This window comes from Peribacillus sp. FSL K6-1552 (genome assembly GCF_038005205.1).
Lineage (GTDB): Bacteria > Bacillota > Bacilli > Bacillales > DSM-1321 > Peribacillus > Peribacillus butanolivorans.
This window is the reverse complement of sequence record NZ_JBBOST010000001.1, coordinates 5,071,420-5,085,789: the sequence shown is the minus strand read 5'-3', so window position 1 is coordinate 5,085,789 and position 14,370 is coordinate 5,071,420. Positions and strand designations below refer to the sequence as shown.

Annotated in this window: 14 protein-coding genes and 1 pseudogene; 9 read left to right on the top strand and 6 right to left on the bottom strand. The window is 38.7% G+C overall.

All coding sequences use genetic code 11. The features are described 5' to 3' along the window. Positions 1 to 32: 32 nt before the first annotated feature. Genes bioA through NST21_RS24335 form a run of 3 tightly spaced genes read right to left on the bottom strand, consistent with a single transcriptional unit; the run spans position 33 to position 2,681 of the window. Entirely contained in the window at positions 33 to 1,415 is a 1,383-nt protein-coding gene (bioA, locus tag NST21_RS24345) for an adenosylmethionine--8-amino-7-oxononanoate transaminase (RefSeq protein ID WP_340891823.1), read from the bottom strand. Further along, positions 1,408 to 2,118, bottom strand: a complete 711-nt coding sequence (gene bioD / locus NST21_RS24340; protein WP_056521095.1) for a dethiobiotin synthase — start codon at positions 2,116 to 2,118, stop codon at positions 1,408 to 1,410. The genes bioA and bioD overlap by 8 nt, the downstream gene beginning before the upstream one ends. Next, positions 2,097 to 2,681, bottom strand: a complete 585-nt coding sequence (locus NST21_RS24335) for a biotin transporter BioY (RefSeq protein WP_340891821.1) — start codon at positions 2,679 to 2,681, stop codon at positions 2,097 to 2,099. The genes bioD and NST21_RS24335 overlap by 22 nt, the downstream gene beginning before the upstream one ends. A 243-nt stretch (positions 2,682 to 2,924) precedes the next feature. Between NST21_RS24335 and NST21_RS24330 the strand changes: the two genes are divergently transcribed. The 3 genes from NST21_RS24330 (at position 2,925) to bioB (ending at position 5,376) form a co-directional block, all read left to right on the top strand. Then, positions 2,925 to 3,110 (top strand): hypothetical protein, encoded by a 186-nt coding sequence (locus NST21_RS24330; RefSeq protein ID WP_340891820.1) that lies wholly within the window; start codon positions 2,925 to 2,927, stop codon positions 3,108 to 3,110. Then, positions 3,107 to 4,270, top strand: a complete 1,164-nt coding sequence (gene bioF, locus NST21_RS24325) for an 8-amino-7-oxononanoate synthase (protein ID WP_340891819.1) — start codon at positions 3,107 to 3,109, stop codon at positions 4,268 to 4,270. The genes NST21_RS24330 and bioF overlap by 4 nt, the downstream gene beginning before the upstream one ends. Positions 4,271 to 4,410: 140 nt before the next feature. Beyond that, a complete protein-coding gene (gene bioB, locus NST21_RS24320; protein WP_218973287.1) occupies positions 4,411 to 5,376 on the top strand; it encodes a biotin synthase BioB in 966 nt (321 codons plus the stop codon). A 57-nt stretch (positions 5,377 to 5,433) separates the two neighbouring features. Here bioB and NST21_RS24315 read toward each other — a convergent pair whose 3' ends face one another. Then, positions 5,434 to 6,360 (bottom strand): helix-turn-helix transcriptional regulator, encoded by a 927-nt coding sequence (locus NST21_RS24315; protein ID WP_340891818.1) that lies wholly within the window; start codon positions 6,358 to 6,360, stop codon positions 5,434 to 5,436. Between the two features lie 167 nt (positions 6,361 to 6,527). Between NST21_RS24315 and modA the strand changes: the two genes are divergently transcribed. Further along, a complete protein-coding gene (gene modA / locus NST21_RS24310) occupies positions 6,528 to 7,313 on the top strand; it encodes a molybdate ABC transporter substrate-binding protein (protein ID WP_340892648.1) in 786 nt (261 codons plus the stop codon). A 359-nt stretch (positions 7,314 to 7,672) separates the two neighbouring features. Here the strand turns inward: modA and NST21_RS24305 are convergent. Both NST21_RS24305 and NST21_RS24300 read right to left on the bottom strand, forming a co-directional pair. Continuing rightward, positions 7,673 to 8,074 (bottom strand): annotated as a pseudogene (locus tag NST21_RS24305) (transposase); the annotation flags it as partial. Positions 8,075 to 8,233: 159 nt separating this feature from the next. After that, a complete protein-coding gene (locus NST21_RS24300; RefSeq protein ID WP_340891817.1) occupies positions 8,234 to 9,016 on the bottom strand; it encodes a COG4705 family protein in 783 nt (260 codons plus the stop codon). 362 nt (positions 9,017 to 9,378) lie between these two features. Here NST21_RS24300 and NST21_RS24295 point away from each other — a divergent pair, with 362 nt between their 5' ends. The 5 genes from NST21_RS24295 to NST21_RS24275 all read left to right on the top strand — a co-directional run bounded on the left by NST21_RS24295 (position 9,379) and on the right by NST21_RS24275 (position 14,273). Beyond that, a complete protein-coding gene (locus NST21_RS24295) occupies positions 9,379 to 10,077 on the top strand; it encodes a response regulator transcription factor (RefSeq protein WP_340451171.1) in 699 nt (232 codons plus the stop codon). A gap of 3 nt (positions 10,078 to 10,080) precedes the next feature. Then, a complete protein-coding gene (locus NST21_RS24290; RefSeq protein ID WP_340891816.1) occupies positions 10,081 to 11,442 on the top strand; it encodes a sensor histidine kinase in 1,362 nt (453 codons plus the stop codon). Then, on the top strand, positions 11,399 to 12,229 hold the full coding sequence (locus NST21_RS24285; RefSeq protein WP_340891815.1) for a polysaccharide deacetylase family protein: 831 nt from the start codon (positions 11,399 to 11,401) through the stop codon (positions 12,227 to 12,229). The genes NST21_RS24290 and NST21_RS24285 overlap by 44 nt, the downstream gene beginning before the upstream one ends. A 19-nt stretch (positions 12,230 to 12,248) precedes the next feature. Beyond that, positions 12,249 to 12,848, top strand: a complete 600-nt coding sequence (locus tag NST21_RS24280; protein WP_057219201.1) for a DedA family protein — start codon at positions 12,249 to 12,251, stop codon at positions 12,846 to 12,848. A 258-nt stretch (positions 12,849 to 13,106) separates the two neighbouring features. After that, the gene (locus tag NST21_RS24275; protein WP_340891813.1) at positions 13,107 to 14,273 is read left to right on the top strand and encodes an MGDG synthase family glycosyltransferase; all 1,167 of its coding nucleotides are present in this window, start codon (positions 13,107 to 13,109) and stop codon (positions 14,271 to 14,273) included. The last annotated feature ends 97 nt before the right edge of the window (positions 14,274 to 14,370 follow it).

Below are 14,370 nucleotides of genomic sequence, written 5' to 3'. Positions count from 1 at the left end.
GAATGAGATATGCTCTTCCGGTTCTTTTTATATCAGTTTGCTGCTGGGATCAATCCGTTGTGCACAGAAACGTCCTGTATCGAACGGTAGACAGTTTCGACCATAATATTCAGTTCTGTTTCTGACATGGAAAGAATGGGCATCATTGTGATGACGGGGCCAAGTTCCCGAATGATCAGGCCATTTTCCCGAGCGTTTTGGATGATGCTTGAAACGATATTTTCTTGGATTGTGAACGGTTCTTTTGTTTGGCGGTCTTTAACGATTTCTATTCCAATCATGAGGCCGCGCTGGCGGATATCACCGACAATCGGAAGTTCATATAGCGATTGCAGTTTTTCAGATAGCTGCTTGGATTTTTTCTGGATGTCTTTGACGAGATCTCGTCTTTCTATTAGTTCGATATTCTTCAGCGCCAGGGCACAGGCTAGTTGATTCCCTGTATAGGTGTGGCCGTGATAGAAGGTTTTATGTTCATCGGGCTCTCCTAAAAAAGAATTAAAGATTTGTTCGTTCATGATAGTGGCCGCCAGAGGCATATAGCCGCCAGTAATTCCTTTACCGATACACATAATATCAGGGACGACATCTTCTTGTTCACAGGCAAATAATGTACCGGTGCGACCAAATCCTACCGCTACTTCGTCACAAATCAATAATATATTGTACTTCTTGCACAATTGTTCGACTGCTTTTAAAAAGCCAGGAGGGTGGGTAATGATGCCTGCTGCTCCTTGAACAAGCGGTTCGATAATCAATCCTGCAATTTCCTCTGCTTGGTCTTGAAGCAACTTTTCCAGCTCATCAATACAATAGTTTTTCACTGCTTCTTGATCCCCGTATTCAGTCATGCGATATGTATAAGGAGAAGGAGTTGGAATCCGTTCAAATAGTAGTGGTTTAAAGATTCTATGGAATAAATCCATTCCGCCGACACTCACTGCTCCAACTGTATCACCGTGGTACGCCTCGTTCAGGGAGACAAATTTATTTTTATGTTGATACTTTACAGGATCGATATTTTTCCAATATTGATAAGCGACTTTAAGGGAGATTTCTACAGCAGCTGATCCTGTGTCCGAGTAAAAGACTTTCGATAAATGACCAGGAGTAATCTCTGCTAATTTCTTAGCCAGTAATATGGATGGTACATTTGCAGATCCTAGCAGTGTAGAGTGTGCGACTTTTTCCACTTGGTCAATGAGAGCGTTGTTTAGTTCTGGTTCATTATGGCCGTGCACATTGACCCATAATGAAGCATAACCGTCCAAATATCGTTTGCCTTCCACATCAAAAAGGTAGCTCCCTTCCCCGCGTTCAATGATTAACGGTTTACTTTCTCGATACGTTTTCATTTGTGTAAACGGATGCCATACATATTCTTTATCCCATTTTTCTAAGTCATGACTATTCATTCTTGAACACCTCTTTTAGTTGTTGGGTAAATTCATGATTACTAAGTAAATCGAGTATGTAGACTCTCAGATCTTTTCTTACGTCGACAAATGTTGGTATGCAGGCGAGGCCAGAGAGTCCTGTGAGCTTTTCTACGGTTTGGATATTGTCGCGATGAATCTCATCGTCGGGCCGATAATGGTTATATAAAATAGTTTTAACGCTAATATCATGCAATTTGGCATACGAATGCGTAGTTATGACATTATGAATCGATCCTAAACCGCTTGTAGAAACGAAAATGACTGGCATGTTGCAATCTCTAATTAAATCGGTTGTCATATAGAAACTGTCCTCTCGTTCAATGAGTGGTACGGCTAATCCCCCAGCGCCCTCGACTAACACGATGTCATACATCTGTTCGAGTTCGTGAACTCGTTCCACGACCTTTTGCTCGTCGATTTGTTGCCCTGTTAATTTTATAGCTAAGTGTGGAGATGTTTCTGGTTCAAGCATGTAAAACCCAGGTGCCTTTACACCAAGTTCCTGCTCAAACCAAGAGATGTCGGGGTATGTATTCGTTTCGTGAATCAATCCTGTTTGAAACGGCTTAAATATTGTGACGCTTTTTCCCATTGTTTGAAGAGACATATAGAGTAAACTCGTGGCGACGGTTTTTCCGATATCCGTGCCAGTTCCGGTTATAAAGTAGGCTTGGCCCATGGGTGTTTCAGCTCCTTTATGTTTGTAAATCGTGCAATACGCGGCCTTACTTGCTGAATAATGATGGCACATAGAACACACAGCAACAAATCACCGGGTGCAGGTAATAAGAAGCCGTAAAAAATAGTCTGGTAAATTGAAAGAGGCGTTTCTACAACCCACTTCATCGCTCCATAAAGCCATATACAGCCAAATAAATAAACAGTCAGCAATGATGCTAGGTTAGCGAAGAAAATGGAACGAATCGTGGAGAGATTAAGCCTGTTAATCAACCATCCATTCACATAGGCCCCGAGTATATAACCAAGCAAATAGCCGAAAGTGGGCTTAAATATATAGCCAAAACCTCCGCCCTCGGCAAACACCGGCACTCCTATAAGACCGATTAAGACGTAGCATAATTGACTAAGTAACCCGAGACGTGGTCCTAGCAGCGCCCCTGCCAAATAGACTGCTAGAATTTGCAGTGTGAAAGGTATGTAGGGAATAGGGATCTTTATAAAGGAGCCAATGGCAGTTAATGCAGTAAATAGGGCCACGTAAGAAATCGTTTTAGCTTTCAAGTTTTCAACCTCCTTTTTTGAAATTGGTAGGTAAAATGCCCACTATTAGTGTGCATGATTTATATTTTATATGTCAACCATTTATTATTTTAGTTAACATATAAAACACAATTAAAAATGACAGACTTAGAAAAATATTGAAAATTAGTAATTGAACAATATTTTGTTTGTGTGTTATTATTCATTTTATATGTTAACTATTTTAAAATATAGTTAACATATAAAAGCTTGGAGGGAACAAATATGACAGGAGAAATGTTAATACAGGATGAACTTTTTAGAGAAACAGCTATATTAGTGACGCCCATTTTAGAAACATTTCTTCGAGGGAAATCCAGTTATCAGCGAGAAGCGGATGATGCTCCACTCCTAGGTAACGAATATTGGGATCTTGTATATCAATCGGTTCATGAGGTTAATGAAAGATGATTTGGGAGAAGGAACTAGAAAAGATTAAAGAAGGAGGACTTTACAGACAACTCCAAACCGTTGAAACAATGAGCGATCAAGGATATGCCATGGTGAACGGGCACAAAATGATGATGTTTGCCTCCAATAATTACTTAGGGCTTGCCAATGATCGGCGATTAATCGAGGCTTCTGTTCAAGCGACCCAAAGATTTGGTACGGGTTCTACTGGTTCACGATTAACAACTGGCAATACAATTGTCCATGAAAAACTAGAAAAAAGACTGGCTGAGTTTAAGCAAACGGATTCAGCGATTGTGTTAAACACAGGGTATATGGCTAACATAGCAGCGTTAACGACCCTTGTTGGTAAGGACGATCTCATTTTATCCGATGAGATGAATCATGCCAGTATTATTGATGGCTGCCGTTTATCACGTGCGGAAACTATCATTTATCGTCATGCTGATTTACTTGACTTGGAAATGAAACTCCAGATTAATACCCGCTACAGGAAAAGAATAATTGTAACGGATGGCGTCTTTTCGATGGATGGTGATATTGCGCCATTGCCAGGCATTGTCGAACTTGCCAAGCGTTATGATGCACTTGTTATGGTGGATGACGCACATGCGACGGGGGTTTTAGGCAAAGACGGAAGGGGAACTTCTGAACATTTTGGACTGAAGGGGAAGATAGATATCGAGATGGGGACACTCTCCAAAGCTGTTGGTGCAGAAGGAGGGTATATCGCTGGAAGCAGGTCTTTAGTTGACTATGTCTTAAATCGAGCCAGACCGTTTGTCTTCTCTACCGCCTTATCAGCAGGAGTAGTAGCAAGTGCACTTACAGCAGTCGATATCATTCAATCAGAACCTGAACGCAGAGTACGCCTTCGAGCCATGAGCCAGCGTCTATATAATGAATTAACCTCCCTTGGCTACACAGTGTCGGGGGGAGAAACTCCGATTCTTGCCATTATTTGCGGAGAACCGGAACAGGCCATGTTCCTTTCGAAGGAATTACATAATTATGGAATTTATGCACCAGCTATCCGTCCGCCAACGGTACCTTCTGGAACTTCGCGCATTCGACTTACGTTAATGGCGACACATCAAGAAGAACAAATGAATCATGTTATCGACGTGTTCAGAACAATCCGTACCAATAGATACAAATAGGTTGTTTGATTTTCAAGGAAGTTTATCGCGGCGAGGACGTTAAATAAAGAAATAAGCTAGATTCATAGGATGAATGGGATGTACAACATATAAGAAAAGAGGGATTAGGTTTGGAAACATTGGTGAAAAAGGACTGGAAGATGCTAGCGGAAAACGTAATCAAAGGATATAAAGTAACAGCGGAAGAAGCACTTGCTATTGTACAAGCACCTGACAACGAGGTTTTAGAGATTTTGAATGCAGCTTTCCTTATTCGTCAGCACTATTATGGAAAAAAGGTTAAGTTGAATATGATCATTAATACGAAGTCAGGTCTATGTCCTGAAGATTGTGGCTATTGTTCGCAGTCAATCGTGTCGGAAGCCCCTATCGATAAATATGCTTGGCTGACCAAAGAGAAGATTGTTGAAGGTGCTCAAGAATCAATTCGTCGCAAAGCTGGCACGTATTGTATCGTTGCTTCTGGCCGTCGTCCGACCAATAGGGAAATTGATCATGTCATTGAAGCCGTGAAAGAAATTCGCGAGACAACGGATCTTAAAATCTGCTGCTGTCTAGGTTTCTTAAATGAAACGCATGCCAGTAAGTTAGCCGAAGCTGGGGTTCATCGCTACAATCACAACTTGAATACATCTCAAGATAATTATAAGAATATTACATCCACACATACTTATGAGGACCGTGTAGATACAGTCGAAGCTGTAAAAGAGGCCGGAATGTCTCCATGCTCGGGTGCCATTTTTGGTATGAATGAGTCTAATGAAGAAGCAGTAGAGATTGCCCTATCCCTACGCAGTCTTGACGCGGATTCAATTCCTTGTAATTTCCTCAATGCGATTGACGGTACACCACTTGAGGGAACTTCCGAGTTGACTCCAACTAAATGTTTGAAATTAATTTCGATGATGAGATTTGTTAATCCAAGTAAGGAAATCCGTCTTGCTGGAGGTCGCGAGGTGAACCTCCGTTCTATGCAACCCATGGCACTTTATGCAGCCAATTCTATCTTCGTCGGCGATTATCTAACAACAGCTGGACAAGAACCTACGGCGGATTGGGGCATTATCGAAGACCTTGGTTTTGAAATTGAAGAATGCGCTCTTTAACATAGTAAAAAAACTGCATATTAAACAGGAAGGCTGCTGAATCAGTAGCCTTCCTGTTTAATATGTCTCGTAAATGATAGAGCCTGTCTGGGAAATATCATAATCACCTAAAGCTTTGATTTCGGCTTGAAATGGATTTGATGATAAAATTCGCTTAACAATGTTTATAAGCTGTTCGTTTTTCGGAGATTTTAAAATAACAAGGTCATAACGTTCTGTAATTAATGGAACAAAGTCGATTCCAACGATTTTTGCAGCTTTTTCAATTCCCACACCTACATCCGCTATCCCAGCAGAAACAGCTGAAGCCACACTTAAGTGATTGGTCTCTTCTTTATCATATCCCTTAAGGTTTTTTGAAGGGATTTTGTGAATCCTTAGCTGCTCATCAAGAAGAATTCGAGCTCCTGATCCTCTTTCTCGATTGATGATGGACAAGTCTTTTTGTTTTAAATCAGTCCAATTTGTGAGGTCTAAAGGATTTCCTTTTTTAACATATAAACCTGCTCTCCTTGAAACCAGATTAAGTAATATATAAGGATAGCCTACCAAAATCTTTTTTATATAAGGAAGATTATATTCCCCAGTATCTCCATCAAACATATGTAAACTAACGATGTCGGAATCCCCATTGTACATGGATATAAGCCCGCTTAGACTTCCTGTGTTAGAGCGTAATGTTTTATAGCTGGAGTCCTTCTCAATGTGCTGCCCTAGTATATCTAACACCATATCTTGCCCGCTAATGACAAGGTTTAGAGAATCCTTTACATCGTTTCTATGGGGTTCGGCAACAGGAACTGGGGATGTACTGGACTTATTGTTATTAATATACATCTCCAAGTCTTTTGCATCCATTCTCATCTGCCTTCCCACGCGGAATACAGGCAGTTCCCCTTTTTTAACAAGATCATAAATTGTCAATTTAGATACCTTTAAAAGCTGTGACACTTCCTCGATCGTATAGGAAAGCTCTTTTGACATGTGCATCCCTCCATTCTTTATTGTAGCTTAGAGTCCTTTGAAAAGTAAATTCACAGCAAAAAAAGGCATTGATTAAAACCTTTTATCTGTTTTATACTAGTTATAATTAGATATAACTAGTTATAACTAGTCAGAAAGGGAGAGAGACTTTGAAAAAAATATATCTTATGATTTTCTCGCTTATGCTACTTGTGATAGTTGGCACAGGGTGTTCAAGTGATAAAGAAAAAGGCACAGAAAAGCAGACGCAAAAAGCTGACGAGAAAGTAGAATTGACGATGTCAGCAGCCGTGAGTTTACAAGCTGCCTTAAATGACATTAAAACTGCTTTTGAAAAAGAAAATCCAAATGTGACAGTAAACTATAACTTAGGAGCTTCTGGAGCTCTTCAACAACAAATTTCACAAGGAGCACCTGTGGATCTGTTTTTCTCTGCTGCAGAAGATAAATTTGAAAAATTAGTAGCTGAAGACCTAATTGAAGAGAAAAATGGAATCGACTTAGTAGGAAATGAACTGGTGCTGGTGGTCCCAATGGAATCGGATAAAGAAATCAAAACAATAAATGACATCACAAAGGCTACCAAAATTTCCATCGGTACCCCTGAGTCAGTACCTGCAGGACAATATGCTAAGCAAACATTAGAAAACCTAAATCTTTGGAAAGAGATTGAAGGTAAATTGGTATATGCCAAGGACGTTAGCCAAGTGCTCACATACGTAGAAACAGGAAATGTAGACGCAGGACTAGTTTATAAAACAGATGCCTTAAACTCAGAAAAAGTTGATATCGTCGCAACAGCTAAGGAAGATTTACACGACCCGATTATTTATCCAGTAGGCATGATTAAGGATAGTTCTCATCCAAAAGAAGCGCAGCTATTTTACGACTATCTTCAAAGCGAAGATTCTATCAAGGTTTTTGAAAAATATGGATTTGAAGATTTGAATTAATGCCGAAGTTTTGTTTACTAATCAGATTCTAAATAAAGATAAATTTCGTTCTATAACAAAGGCCACCAATTTAATTTGGTGGCCTCAGACTGTAGACAATCTCGATGAAAATCGAGTTTGTCTACAGTTTTTTTTAGGGTTTTAAAAATTCGAACGTTGATTTCCACTCCAGGCACTCGCTTTCCGCGGGCGGTCAGGGAGCCTCCTCGGCGCCTTTGCGCCTGTGGGGTCTCCCTTGGACGCGCTTTTCCCTCAGGAGTCTCGCACCTTCCGTTCCAATCAACTTTGTTTTAACAATTAGATATAACCGCTTTTGCCTACAGTCTTTTTTGTTTTAAAATAGGAGTATTAAAACTTGAGGTGATGAATGAGTACTTTAAAATCTCGCCCGATGGGCAAAGATAACAATCAAAATGTTCATCGTAAACATAGTCATGCTTGCGAAAGAACCCTTCTTTTGTTCGTGGACGTGTATAGGGTAAAGCTGGTGTGATTTCTTTCCCAAAAAGGTAGCTTGTAATGGCTGGTGTTTTGTAAGCTGCACCTGCGGCAACAGCTTCAGGTTTTCCAACTTTCTCAATCACTTGTTCAACAAGAGGCTCTAAGGTATGACTATCATGCGTATTTCCCGGTGTTACAATCGTCCCCAGCACAAAACCGTTGCGGTCTGCAGCCGCATGAAATGAATAGGCAAACTGTTTTGTTCGTTCATCTTTTACATAGTAGCCACTCTCAGGGTCAGTTGTACTTTCTTTAATCTTTGTACACCCGGCATGGGTGCAATCTATAGGGTGAAACCCGAACATGAAAGCTGTATCAAGTAAATGTAGCAGATAGATCAGGGAAAGATTGTACTCTTTCCACGAGGTCTGTAACCTGTTCAGTGATGGACAGCTGAATTATCAGAAATTGACCTACCTCTACTCTACAACTTTGCTCTCATCTCTTTTGGTTTTGGTCAAATAGAATACCAAGCCTAAGATTATTACGAGGAAGACCAAACTGGTTCCGGTCGTACCTAGTCCAAGGCCACCCTTATCACGAGGTTGTGACAGATAGTCACCAAGAGAGGCGCCGAGAGGACGAGTCAAGATGTAGGCGATCCAGAAGGAAAGCACTGTATTTAGTTTGAAACCATAGTGGGCGATGGTCACCACCCCAATCAATGCCGCAAACATAAGTGCTGACTTCCAATAGCCCATGTTGAGCCCTTCTGCTATGAGGTCACCAGCTGCAGTACCCAAGGCGAAGGTGAACAGGATGGCCAACCAGTAGAACGCTTCTCGTTTGGTCGTGTAGATAGAGTGAATGGACAGTGTCTTCTCACTCGAGTACCAAGCCGCAAACGTCGCAAGCATCGCAACTGTGAAGATGATAGTTGTCGTCACTAGACTGACCCCGAAATTGTCCACGAGGTTGTCGGTAATCAGCGTGCCTACAACGCTAATCATCACTACCGTGAACCAGTAAATACTTGGCACATACTTACTCGCTTTGAATTGGAAGAAAAGCGTTATGATTAAAAGGACACTCATGATTAAGGTCGTGTTGGTCAATCCCAATTTCAGATTTCCGATCAGGAAGTCTGCAGCCGTCTCACCCACAGTGGTTGCCATTATTTTGATGATCCAGAAGTAAATGGTGACTTCCGGAACCTTGTTCAACATCTGACGTCCGATGGATGGGCTTTTTATATCATTCATTTATAAATCCTCCTTATCCTCTCTTGGTTTATTTAGTTTTCTATAAAACCTTATTGGCTGGTTCTATTGTTCCCTAGATTCACTATATCGAGTCAACCTTAACGCAACTTGAAAAAAGGATTAAAAATCAATTAAAAAGCGAAATTAAAAGCAAAATAATGCTAAATTGTAGAAAGAGCATTTCAATAATTAGTAAAAGCGAGTAAAATGCAGGACTTTGGAGCAAATATAGAAGGGTATTGAATTATAAGCGGACGACAATTTTCTGTATTTAGGATGGAATTAATATTCCTAGCTAAATTCGATAAATACATGTGGATGTGGCTTCCTTTCCATATTGCACTCAAGTAGGAGGATTTTAAATGAAACAGCGTATTTTGGTTGTAGAAGATGAAGTCCAGATAGCAACGATATTAAAGATAGAACTCGAGTACGAAGGGTATGAAGTGCTTGTGGCCCATACTGGTAAGACGGGGTTGGAAGCGGCATTACAGGAAAAATTAGATTTAATACTTTTAGATGTTATGTTACCTGAGATGAATGGTATTGAAGTTTTAAGAAGAATCCGAAATGAGAACACCTTACTGCCAATCATCCTATTAACAGCTCGTAATATTACGATGGATAAGGTGACGGGACTAGATCAGGGAGCCAATGACTATATAACGAAGCCTTTTGAAATCGAGGAGTTATTGGCAAGAATACGTTCTTGTATTCGTCAGAATTCAATAGCTGCCAAAGCTTCAAAAGAAGAGGAATCGATCTTATCAATTAAGGATCTATTCATTAATCTCGATACTCGAGAAGTTAACAGGGGCGATTTTTCTATAGCGCTAACCCCGAAGGAATTTGATCTACTCGTTTATCTACTATCCAATAAAAATAAAATAGTTACACGAGAAAATATCCTGATTAATGTATGGGGTTATGAGTATGAAGGGGAGACCAATGTAATCGATGTGTATATCCGTCATTTAAGAAAGAAAACAGAAGAAGGTTTTTCTGATCCAACGATTATTCAGACGGTAAGAGGAATTGGCTATACAGTAAGGGAGAATTAAGTAATGAAAATTACTACAAAAATTAACCTGATCACGACTGCTTGGATACTCTGTGTGTTGGTTGCCGTTAATGCAGTTGTATTTATTTCTTTTATGAAAATTACTGTAAACATGGAAGAGGATATATTACTTCACAAAGCGCAAAATATTGTTGCTGAAATTCAAAAGGATGATTCTCCTCAAGAGATAGAAAAAAAATTAACCACATATTTAACGAATCATTCATTTATACGGATCATTCAACCTGATTCTCAAATTAGTAGTGAAGTATCCAGTGACCATTATTTGATTACTAAATTTAAAGGAGAATTTTCAAGGGAACAAGAATCGCAAAGAAGTACAATTAGACAAGCGCATAAAGAAGAGCAAATATTAATTGTTAGGGTTCCTATCCTATCTAAAGGTAAAGTTGTTGAAACTTTAGAAATTGGAGATAGATTACTAGGACTGGAATTAGGGAAGGATGTATTACTTTCGATTCTGACATTTTGTACGTTATTAGGGGCGGGGTTATCGTTGCTAGGCGGCAGGTGGTTATCGAATGTAATTATGAAACCTATTTCCAATATGATTAATACGATGGAGGATATTGAACAAAGCGGTATACCAAAAAAAATCATCATCCAGCATGAAACAAAGGATGAACTGCAAAAAATGGCTGTTACATTCAATCGGATGATGGGCAGATTGGATGCAAATTTGGATAAACAGAAGCAATTTATTTCGGATGCTTCTCATGAAATAAAGACCCCGCTTACGATTATAAAAAGTTATGCTGATCTACTGCGAAGACGTCGTATACAAAACGAAGAGAAAGCACTTGATGTTATAGATGTAATTCATTCAGAGGCAACCCGTATACAGAAAATGACGGAAAGGCTGCTAGAATTAGCCGATACAGAATTGGAAAATACTTTAGATTATAAATCCTTGAATGTAATAACTTTATGTCAGAACGTGTTTAATCAATTCAAAGAAGTCTATGATCGGGAAATAGATTTTCATTATCAAGAAGATTCCATTATGGTTATAGCAGATGAATTGAAGATAAAACAGGTGATCATTATCATTTTAGATAACGCAATCAAATATAGTACAGACAAAATTGATGTGTATGTAAAGGATCAGTTAGACTCTACGGTCATTAAGGTAAAAGATTATGGGATTGGAATACCTGAGAATGAAATAGAAAATATCTTCGAACGTTTTTACCGGGTGGATAAGGCTAGAAGCCGGGAGACAGGTGGAACAGGGCTAGGTTTGTCGATAGCCAAAAATATAATGAATCAACATAATGGGGAAATTAAAGTGGTTAGTACCGATGGAAAAGGAACAGAGGTGGTATTGTCCTTACCCAAAAGGTAATCTGCTTCTTGCTAAATTCAGACTTGAATGGATGAAGAAGGTGCAAGATAATTTGCCGCTAAATACAAGAATGAGGTGTTCTGTGAGTGACACTAATATGATGATTAGCTTGAGTATCTTATTATTGCTATTTCTCGTTTATACGATTGTCCCAACGGTATTTATTCGTGTATCCGGACTGGGCATAACCAAAAATATCAAGAGGAATAATAGAATAGCCTTAACTTTTGATGATGGACCTAACCCTGAATATACGACACAATTACTTGACCTTTTAAAAAGGTATAAGATAAAGGGTTCGTTTTTTGTTGTGGGCAGTAAAGTGAAAAACAACCCTGATATCATTAAACGAATGCATGAAGAAGGACATACAATTGGAATCCATCATTTTGATCATATTTCAAGCTGGGTCCTTTCGCCATTTCATTTAAGGAAACAGTTAGATATGACTGAAAAGGCCATAATGGAATGTACCCATGAAAAAGTCTCTTTTTACAGACCTCCATGGGGCCATTTTAATATTTTTACGCAAATAGCCAGTAAGAAATATCAAGTGATTATGTGGTCAGACATTTTCGGAGATTGGAAAGTGGAAACATGCAAAAATGACCTACTTGATCAATTGCGAAAAACGTCAACAGAAGGTTCCATTCTCCTGCTCCATGACTGTGGGGAAACCTTGGGGGCGGATAAAGAAGCACCTCGATATATGATTGAAGCCTTGGAAGTTTACCTACAAGAAACAATAAAAAAGGGAACACAATTTATTACATTAAAAGACTTATAAACTGATTCGAGGGGATTTTATGAATATAGATAGTATCTTACATTTTATTGACTTATATGGCTATCTTATCATTTTTCTTTTTTTATTCATGGGCATTGTGGGAATTCCCGCCCCAGAAGAATCTCTTCTATTTCTAATCGGAGTCTTGATTGGACAAAATAAGCTCTCTTTTGGTTTAGCCACGCTGAGTGCATTTCTTGGAGCCTTTATAGGGATGCTTATCGCTTATGTATGTGGGAAATACGTTGGGTATCATTTTATAAATAAATTTGGAAAATACGTGGGCATTACAAATGATCGCTGGGAGAAAGTACAGGGAAAGTATATGAAAAATGTCCAAAAAACAATTGTGTTTGGATTTTATCTACCAGGAATAAGACAAATTAGTCCGTATTTTGCAGGAATCAATCATATCCCCTTCTGTAAATTTCTCCTCTTTTCCCTGCTAGGCACGGTTCTCTGGACTGTCCCTTTTATAGTGGCAGGGTATTATTTGGGCAATGCCTTTCATATAAATCCGGAATATGTTCCACTTTTAGGTGTCGTATTCATAGTTTTTTTATTGATATACGTTTCTATCAATTATATGAAAAAGAAAAAAAAGAATGCCCAAAAATAGGCCCACTTCATAAGGATAATTCCCGTCCCGATTGGAATAACCAATTTCTACAATTGGTTTTCTAATCGGGCTATTAAGTTTAGAGATGGGGACTTAAGATACCTTGAACGTATCATTAAAAATTGATTAAAAAGAAAGTTTTTAACAAAATCAGTGATATATTGTAAGAGGAAAAAAGCTCTTGAACATGCAAATAGTCTTTTTTCTTAGTATGTAATCATCGTATTAAAAGAATGATTTCTATAGGAGATGACATATATGAAGAAGATTTTGTTTTTACCTCTCTTTCGCATGCAGTCAGGACATCATCAAGTTGCAGAGGCCTTAATGGATATGTTAAAAAAACATACAAGCGGAGTTACTTTGAAAAAAGTGGATCTGTTAAGTTATACAAGTAACTCTTTAGAAAAAATGATAACAACTGGTTATTTGAAATGGATCCGTTATGCACCTGAAACCTATAATCTCGCCTATAAAAACCTTTTTTACGTTTCCTTGCCGAAGGAACGTTCATATAAATGGTATCAACATATATTCTTGAAGAAAATGGAACAATTGATAGCGGAGGAAAAGCCAGATTTAATTGTGTGTACACACGGGTTCCCTTCCTATCTTTTAAGCCAGTTGAAAATAAAAGGGAAATGCAATATCCCAATTATCAACGTGTATACGGATTTCTTTATTAATAATGTGTGGGGAAGCAAGGGGATTGATTTTCACTTTCTTCCTACCCAGGAATTGAAAGAAAAGCTAATAATCAAGAATCAAATACCGAAACATAGTATGATGGTAACTGGTATTCCTGTGCATGAGGAAATCACTAAAAGAGCCCGTGGATTAAAAAACGCAGATCGCCCCAAAATTTTAATTTCAGGAGGAAACAGTGGTCTGGGTGGGATATTGAATTTAGAAGATGAGTTAAAGAAATCAACCGACTGTGATTATTTTGTACTTTGTGGTAACAACAAAAAGCTATATGAAGCAATAGATAAGTGGGATTTAGCTCATATTAACCCATTACCTTATATCTCATCAAGGTCAGAAATGAACAAACTTTATGAAGAAGTGGACGCAATCGTTACGAAACCCGGCGGTGTCACCATTAGTGAAGCACTTCGAAAAAGGCTACCGATTTTTGTTCATTCAATGCTTCCAGGACAGGAGGAAATTAATCTACAGTATTTAAAAGACCATAAACTTGTATTTGAATTCAATCACAATTTATCATTTGAAAAACAAATACTCAGTATATTAAAGGACCATAAAAAAATGGATCAGTGGGATATATCCATCGAATCTTATCAAAAGGAAATAGAGTTGGAAAAACCTGAGAGAATGGTGGAAGTAATGAAATTGATCCTTAATCTTAAACAAGCAAGTAAGCCGTCATATCTAACCAATCAGTCAAAAGTTATTTATAGCTAGGGATAATTCAGTTCAGGTAACATGGTGTTAAAATTATCTGTTCTGAATTTGATGAATCGACGGGAAGATTCGTTTAATCAGCAGCAATTTGTAGTGG

Coding starts and splice junctions, on each gene's coding strand:
- bioA (WP_340891823.1), bottom strand. CDS start 1,415: ATGAATAGTCATGACTTAGAAAAATGGGATAAAGAATATGTATGGCAT.
- bioD (WP_056521095.1), bottom strand. CDS start 2,118: ATGGGCCAAGCCTACTTTATAACCGGAACTGGCACGGATATCGGAAAA.
- NST21_RS24330 (WP_340891820.1), top strand. CDS start 2,925: ATGACAGGAGAAATGTTAATACAGGATGAACTTTTTAGAGAAACAGCT.
- bioF (WP_340891819.1), top strand. CDS start 3,107: ATGATTTGGGAGAAGGAACTAGAAAAGATTAAAGAAGGAGGACTTTAC.
- bioB (WP_218973287.1), top strand. CDS start 4,411: ATGCTAGCGGAAAACGTAATCAAAGGATATAAAGTAACAGCGGAAGAA.
- NST21_RS24315 (WP_340891818.1), bottom strand. CDS start 6,360: ATGTCAAAAGAGCTTTCCTATACGATCGAGGAAGTGTCACAGCTTTTA.
- modA (WP_340892648.1), top strand. CDS start 6,528: ATGATTTTCTCGCTTATGCTACTTGTGATAGTTGGCACAGGGTGTTCA.
- NST21_RS24300 (WP_340891817.1), bottom strand. CDS start 9,016: ATGAATGATATAAAAAGCCCATCCATCGGACGTCAGATGTTGAACAAG.
- NST21_RS24295 (WP_340451171.1), top strand. CDS start 9,379: ATGAAACAGCGTATTTTGGTTGTAGAAGATGAAGTCCAGATAGCAACG.
- NST21_RS24290 (WP_340891816.1), top strand. CDS start 10,081: ATGAAAATTACTACAAAAATTAACCTGATCACGACTGCTTGGATACTC.
- NST21_RS24285 (WP_340891815.1), top strand. CDS start 11,399: ATGGAAAAGGAACAGAGGTGGTATTGTCCTTACCCAAAAGGTAATCTG.
- NST21_RS24280 (WP_057219201.1), top strand. CDS start 12,249: ATGAATATAGATAGTATCTTACATTTTATTGACTTATATGGCTATCTT.
- NST21_RS24275 (WP_340891813.1), top strand. CDS start 13,107: ATGAAGAAGATTTTGTTTTTACCTCTCTTTCGCATGCAGTCAGGACAT.